At 37.6% G+C, this 8,087-nt stretch carries 1 pseudogene; it reads left to right on the forward strand.

Going from position 1 to position 8,087, the window contains the following annotated elements:
• Positions 1–8,087: pseudogene (locus DK866_RS19570) on the forward strand (hypothetical protein); the annotation flags it as partial.

The raw sequence follows: 8,087 nt of genomic DNA on the forward strand, positions 1-8,087 counted from the left end.
AGCCTGTTAGATGTCGATGTGATTGATGACACTGATACGGCGATCGACGATCTGCCGGATGATGCGTCTGACAAAGAAAAAGCCGAAGTTAAAGCGAAGCTGGATAATGCGGCTGAGTTAATTGGCCAGCAAATTACTGATGCCTTAGCGTTAGCCAAAGCGGCAGAAACCGCGGCGGAAAAAGCGTTAATAAGTGGTGATAAAGCCGATTTAGCCCAAGCGCAAGCGGAACTGAAAGTGGCGCAAGAAGCCGTTGCTAAGGCTGAAGCGGTGAAAGCCAAATTAGATGCGTTGATCGGCAAAGCAAATGCTAAAGGGGTTGATACTGCCGATGCACAACAGGTTGCAGATAAAGCGCAAAGTCAGTTAGATGACGCACAATTAGCCTTAGAAAATGCTCAGCAAATCATCGACAGCCTGTTAGACGTCGATGTGATTGATGACACTGATACAGCGATCGACGATCTGCCGGATGATGCGTCTGACAAAGAAAAAGCCGAAGTTAAAGCGAAATTGGATAATGCGGCTGAGTTGATTGGTCAGCAAATTACTGATGCCTTAGCGTTAGCCCAAGCGGCAGAAACCGCGGCGGAAAAAGCGTTAATAAGTGGTGATAAAGCCGATTTAGCCCAAGCGCAAGCGGAACTGAAAGTGGCGCAAGAAGCCGTTGCTAACGCTGAAGCGGTGAAAGCCAAATTAGATGCGTTGATCGGCAAAGCAAATGCTAAAGGGGTTGATACTGCCGATGCACAACAGGTCGCAGAAACAGCTCAAGCACAGTTAGATGAAGCCAACAGTGCGCTGAATTCAGCTGAAAAAATCATTGATACATTGACCACAACCGAAAATGGAGGTGGGAATATTGATGATGGTAACGAAATTATTGATGACTTAGATAAAGATACAGCAACAGAAGAAGAGAAAGCTGAAGCGAAAAAAGTGTTAGATGCAGCTTCTGAATATGTTGTTGCATTGGCATTGAAAGCTGATCTTTATGCTGATATGGCTAAAGCCGCTATTGATAAAGCATTGATTAGTGAGAATAAAGTCGATATTGATTTAGCCAAAACGTTATTAAGTCAAGCCAATGAAATATTAAATACGGCGAAACAAGCAAAAGCTGAACTTGATGCCTTAATTCAAAAAGCTCAAGGGAAAGATATTGATATAACTGATGCTCAAATTGATGCAAATAAAGCGCAGGGACATATTGATGATGCCGCACATACACTAGCGAATGTGCAGTTTATTATTGATATGTTAGATAAAGAAACTAATGGTGAAGATACGAATATCTTGGATAAAACCGATGATATTCTTGAAGATTTACCAGAAGATCCAACTGATGCACAAAAAGAAGAAGCTAAAGCATCATTAAATGCAGCTTCTGATTATGTGGTGGGTCTCGCTGAAAAAGCAGAAATCTTGGCTAAAAAAGCTCATGATTCTGCTGAACAAGCTCTCATTTCTGGCAAAGAAAAAGATCTGAACACCGCGCTTTTATTGCAAGAAAAAGCACAAGAGGCAGTTAATAAGGCTCAAGTCGCTAAAGATAAGTTGGATGCGCTAATTACCAAGGCGATAGCTAAAGAAATTAATACAGATGAAGCCCAATCTGATGCACTTCTTTCACAAGAACACATTGATAATGCCAATGATATTTTAAGTCATACACAAAATATTTTGGATATGGTGAATGACTTACTGAAAGAGCAAGATGCATTAGATAAGGCCAATGATCTGATTGATGATTTAACTGAAAATTCAACACCAGATGAATTAGCTAAAGCAAAAGTCTCTTTAGATGCTGCTTCAGATTTAGTAGTTAATTTAGCATCGAAAGCAGAAATTTTATCTAGTAGTGCCAAACTGGCAGCAGAAAAAGCATTGATCTCTGGTAGTGCGAAAGACTTTGCTGCCGCTAAGACATTGTTTGCTAAAGCGGATGAAGCATTAGATAAAGCAAATGAAGCTAAAGCAACATTAGATAGCTTAATTGTAAAAGCACAAAGTAAAGGTGTTGATACAGCGGATGCTCAAATTGATGCTGATAAGTCTCAAATCTCATTAGATGAAGCAACTCAAAATCTAAAAGATACACAGTCAATTCTTGATAAGTTACAACTTATTGATGATGTAAAAGATGCATTGGATAAGGGTACTGAGATTATTGATAATTTAGATGAAAATTCATCAGAGCAAGATAAAGAGCAAGCGAAAGACGCGGTTGAATTAGCATCTGAATATGTTGTTACTGTGACAGAAAATGCACTGATATTGGCTGAACTTGCTAAATCAGCAGCAGAAAAAGCATTCAATAGCGGTAAACAGACTGATCTTGTTGAAGCTGAAGCTCTATTAGAGAAAGCAAAAGTTGAATTCTCTCATGCTGAGCAAATAAAAGCAGAGTTAGACCAACTTATTGTTAAAGCACAAGAAAAAGGTGTTTCAACAGAGGTTGCGTTAGATGATGCTCAACAGGCTCAAACGAATCTTGATACAACGCATCAACTGATTAATGATACTGATGCCATTATCCAAGATTTACGTAAAACTGATGATAAAAATCCAATTGATGATGCTAATAGTATTATTGATGATTTGGGTAAAGATGCATCAGAAGATAAGTTAGAAAAAGCCAAAGAAGCGGTTGATAATGCAGTTAAATATGGCTCTGAATTAGCGCAAAAAGCTGAAGCATTGTCAGAAGCAGCAAAACAAGCGGCAGATAAAGCAGCTATCAGTAAATCTGACGCAGATATTCAATTGGCTTACGATGCAGTCGTTGTTGCTCAAGATGCAATTAAATTAGCTCAAGAAGCACAACAACAATTAGAAAATCTGATTGAAAAAGCGCAGGCAAAACAAGTTAATGTTCAGGATGCAACGGCAGAATTTATCCTAGCGAATGAACATATTGATAATGCGCTAAATCTTGTGGGTGATGCTGAAAATACATTAGCAAATATCAAAGCAGATCTTGATGGTCAGGGTGCATTGGATGATGCTGAAAAAGGCCTTGATGATCTTGATGAAAACTCAACAGATGAAGAAAAAGAGCAAGTTAAAGAGGTTTTAGACACTGCCTCTGAGTATGTTGTGACGTTGGCTGAGAAAGCACAAACACTCGCTTATGAAGCAAAAGTTGCAGCAGAAACAGCAAGTGAAAGTTTAACATCTGACGATGTATTGGCTGCTAAAGCATTATTAGTAATAGCTCAAGAAGCATTTGATAAAGCAAATGTTGCAAAAGAGCAATTAAGCCAATTAATTGATAAAGCAGAAAGCAAAGGCGTTGATACGACAAATGCTGCTACTGATTTAAACATCACGATTGAGCATCTGACAACTGCAGAAAATGACCTTCTTACTTCTCAAAATATTCTGGATAAATTAACTTCAGACATTACAGAGCCTGCATTAGATGATGCAGATACTGCGATTGATGACGTGATTAAAGATCCAACGGATGAGAATAAGGCTAAAGCAAAAGAGAGTTTAGAAAAAGCGGCTGAGTTGGTGGCTGATTTAGCTAAATTAGCTGAAGAAAAAGCGAATATTGCTAAAGATGACGCTGAGAAAGCTAAAGTATCAGGCAATTATGATGATTTATTGATTGCTGAACAGTCAGTTCGTGATGCGACTCAATACATTGAAAAAGCGCAAAATAGTAAAGATCATCTCGATAAATTAATCGAAAAAGCACAAGGTACAGATATTGATCTCATTGTTACAGAAGCGTTAGCTGATCAAGCTGATACCTCATTACTCAGTGCGAATACTGCACTTAATAATGCGCTTGATATTCTCGATAATTTACATAACCAGGAAGGTGATCCTGATTTAATTGCGAATATCAAAAATACGCTGGATAAACTTGATACTGAAATTCTTCAAGCTCAGAAAAAAGGCATAACAGCGAATAGTCAAATTGAAAAACTATTGGAATCAACATCACCTAAAGAACAAGATATTAAGAATGCGAAAACAGTCTTAAATGAGTTCACTAAAGCTATTGAAAATGCAGAATTAGCTGATGAGAAAGTGAAAGCTGCATTAGATAAAGCCTTAAAAGGTGGTGTAGGTAGCAATGTTATTGCGAAATATGAAGCGACGGAAGCAGAGCTTTTAGAACGCCTCAATGATCTGAAAAAAGAAGCCAATAACCTGAATAAACAGATTCAGGAAATTGAGTCTCATGTTGTATTTGATGATTTAAATACAGCATTAGATAAATTAGATCCAAAAAATAAAGAGAGTATCAATAATTTCAATAAGGCATTAAAAGCAGCGATTGATAATAACAATGAGTTAGTTCAAGAGCTTACGAGTAAAGCCTTAGAAGCCTTAGAAGCAGCACTAAAACTTGCCGAAATGGATAAGTCTAGCGTTGAATATCAGCAGGCTTTACAAGATGTGAAGTATTTACTTAATACTGCTGATGAGCTGTATACATTAGCTAAAGAGAATACCAGCGACTTACAAAAGACTGTTGAAAAAGCGATTAGTAAAGGCTTAACACCAGAAAATAACCCAGAATTTAAAGAATACATTGCCAATATTAAATACTTTGACAATGAAATCAGCAAAGCTGGGGCAAATATTGCGAAAGCGAAGAATGCTATTCCTGATGAAAAATTACCTGATTTTGAAGGTGATGATATCAGTCAATTAGTTGATCATCTTAAAGATAAAATTGGCTCAGGTGATAGTGACGCCATTAATAAAGCATTGTTAAATGTTGATAATGTTATTAATGCGCAATTAAACGAAGTGATTAAAGCGGTAGATAAAGCACAAACAGCTTTTGATCACGCACAGAAAAATCCAAGTCCTGCCAATGTTAAGAACTTTGATAAAGCAGTAAAAGATGCCCAAGATATTATTAATAAAGCTGAGCTGAATATAGAAAAACTGCACAGTGTCATTAATGATGCGGCAAACATTGATGGTGTGGATCAAGGTTTAATTGAACATGCATTAAAAGGTATTAATAGTGCAAATGATACGATTGGTTCAGCGCAAACTACGTTAGATGGCTTAACTCTGAATGCGATTGATATTGATGGTTTAGAAGATAAAGCTAAAGATGCGAATGATGCAATTAATGATCTGGCTAAAGATAAATCACCAGAGAATATTGAAAATGCATTGGCAAAATTAGGTATTTTCAAAAGCGCACTTGATACTGCATTAAATAACGCAAAAACACTCTCTGATGATGCTTTAATGGCAGCGAAACAAGCTGTTAAAACACCAACTGCAGAAAATATTCTGTTAGCAGAGAAAAAACTGGCTAAAGCGCTAGAAGCCAAAGAACAACTGATTGAAGCAAAAGGCTTATATGATGATGTTGTCAGCAATATTAAATCATCAATCAGTGCTGGTTCTTTACAAGATGCTTTATTGAAAACCTTCACTGGTGTTGATAAGCAGTTTGATGAAACAGAAGCGCTTGTTGATAAACAAAATAATGAATCTGAAGTATTGATTGCTCAAGCAAAAGATAATCAACTTACTGAAGAAGATATTATTGAAGCCTATAACGATGCCAAAGCTGCAATAACTGAAGCTGAGGTTGCTGTTAGAAAAGCGGTTGATAAAGCGGCTGAAGCAAAAGAGAACAACATTACTTCTATTCAGCAAGCGACAGCAATTAAAAATAGTGTCATTGCGGCTCAAGATAGTCTGAATAATGCTAAAGATGCAGTAGCAAATGCTTCTAGCAAAGGTGTTCCAGATTATCTTACAGATCAACTCAACAAGTATTACAACTCACTTGATAACAAACTTGATTATCCAAAAGGGGTTCTTCAGGAAATTGATGCTTACTCACGTATGTCACTCTCTTTAGAGTTATTAACAACTGCGACAAATGAGTATAAAAAAGCTGATGAGCTACTGAAAAAAGACCCAACTTCGGTAATCAAAGATCCTACCGAGTTCTTATCTATCGTAACGGAAGCAAATGCGTTATTAGCTGAAGGTAAAGAGCGTGCTAATAAAGCGAAAGAGTTGGGATTAGACAGTGCAGGCACGACTTATCTTAATAGTGCAGCGCATACGGCTAATGAAACCAAAGTAAACTTAATGAATGAATTCCATGGACAGTTAGGTGAGCAAGCCTTTGCTGACCTCGATATTGTCATGAGTTTACTGCAAGAGTCTGTGTATAACGCACATATCAACTTAGATAAATCAACGCTTTCTAATCATGCTGTCTTTGAAGAGCAGTACAAAATTGCTATTCGTGCATTAAATGATGCGAAAGTACTATCGGAAGAGTACTCCGCGAAAGGCGTTAAAGACGTTAAATTAGCGTATTACAATTATCAAATTGAAGAATTTAGTAAAGAAATTGAAGGTTTCTCAAAAGCATGGAATAGCATCACTCAACTGACGGAAATGACGAATCAGGCTTATGCCTCTTCAAAAGAGCTGTCAGGTATTAAGAGTGCGAGTGAGAAATATGATGCTGTTCAGAAATTAGCTGCAGAACTGAGTGAAGCTTATCAATTAGTTGAGCAATCAATTATTGATGGCGCACCACTGGATATGGTTCAGGCTAATCTGAATAAACTCAACATTTCAGTCAATAATTTGTCAGCTGAAGATCCAATCGTCGCGGCTCAAATATTAATTGATAATGTTGTTTCTGAAGCGAAAAACATTGAGAAGTTACTCAATGCAACAGATACCAAAGAACAAAAAGATTTAGTTTACAACTCGCTTTATACACAGTTACAAACTGCCAATAAAGTGATGACGGAAGCTAAGTTGTCAGGAACGATTTCGAAGATCAAGCTGGCTGAATTGCAGCAAGATTATAACGATGCACTTAACTCTCTGAAAATGTTTGACCCTTATTTAAGTACGGGAGAAAAAACGCAGAAACCAGCGGGTGCATTGGATACCGCATTGGATATTACTGTTACCAATGACGGTAAAATTCATATCGAAGGAGCCCGACTTGTTGATGGTGCGGTCTTTACATTAGGAGGTAAAGATTTACCGTGGTATAGCGCATGGCTAGGTAATATTTCTGGTACTGTCGATAAAACATTTGGTTCAGGTACTGTTCACACTCGTACAGATGGCAGCAAATACGTTGATATTTTTGTAGACAAAGAAACAGCAAACAATATCAAGTCGAGTGGTAACGATTTAAGTTATCTGTATGGCTATCAAAAAGAGTTAGGAAAAGACACCTCAGATATTAGTCGTAGCTTTAAAGTTAAGGATTCTTCAACACCTAAGAATGTCGAAGCATACATCACTGAAGATCATACGATTATGATCACGGGTGACGGTTTGAAAGCTGGTGATGCCTTTACTCTCTATAAAGTCTCAACAAACCTATTAGGTATACGAGATTTTGAAGAAATCGGTAAAGGGCATGTGGCATTACATAATGGTAAATTTGTGGGGGTGGTGACTGAATATTCTGGCGCACATTCATGGGATACCGTTAAAGGGTTAGGTGATTCAAGCAATTTAGCCATTAGTCGTGTTGGTGTTGGTGAAAATGAATCTTCTAAGAGTGCTTCTTTCGGTAAGAAAGAGTCACCAGCCGAAATTCATAGTGATTTAATAACGGGTAAATATGCTGACATTACCACGAAAGATGTGACAGCTTGGGTGGATAACAAAAAACACCTTTACTTGAAGAGTACCAAATTTGAAGTAGGACAACAGATAAAAGTCTATGATTTTTATGATTATAAGACTGTTGTAGGTACTGGCGTTGTTCAAATGATTGGTGGCCAAAAAGTTGTCAAAATTGAAGGCGTAACAACCGACCAATATCCTGATCTGAAATGGATTTATGCTGCAATCGCTTATGAAGGTGGTCAGTGGGAGCATATTCAAAGTGATGCATTTATTCTTGGCAAAAACTATTTATCTGTACAAGGTAATGTGAATTCAAATACACAAGAGCCACCTACAGACCAAGATTCAAATGATGGCATAAACTTTGATGATATCGATATTGATCCTATCGCACCAACTAAACCATCGACAGGCGACACAGATACTGACGTTGATACCGACACAGATACTGATGTAGATACCGACACAGATACTGA

Origin of the sequence: Proteus genomosp. 4 str. ATCC 51469, from assembly GCF_003144375.1 — a bacterium.
GTDB lineage: Bacteria > Pseudomonadota > Gammaproteobacteria > Enterobacterales > Enterobacteriaceae > Proteus.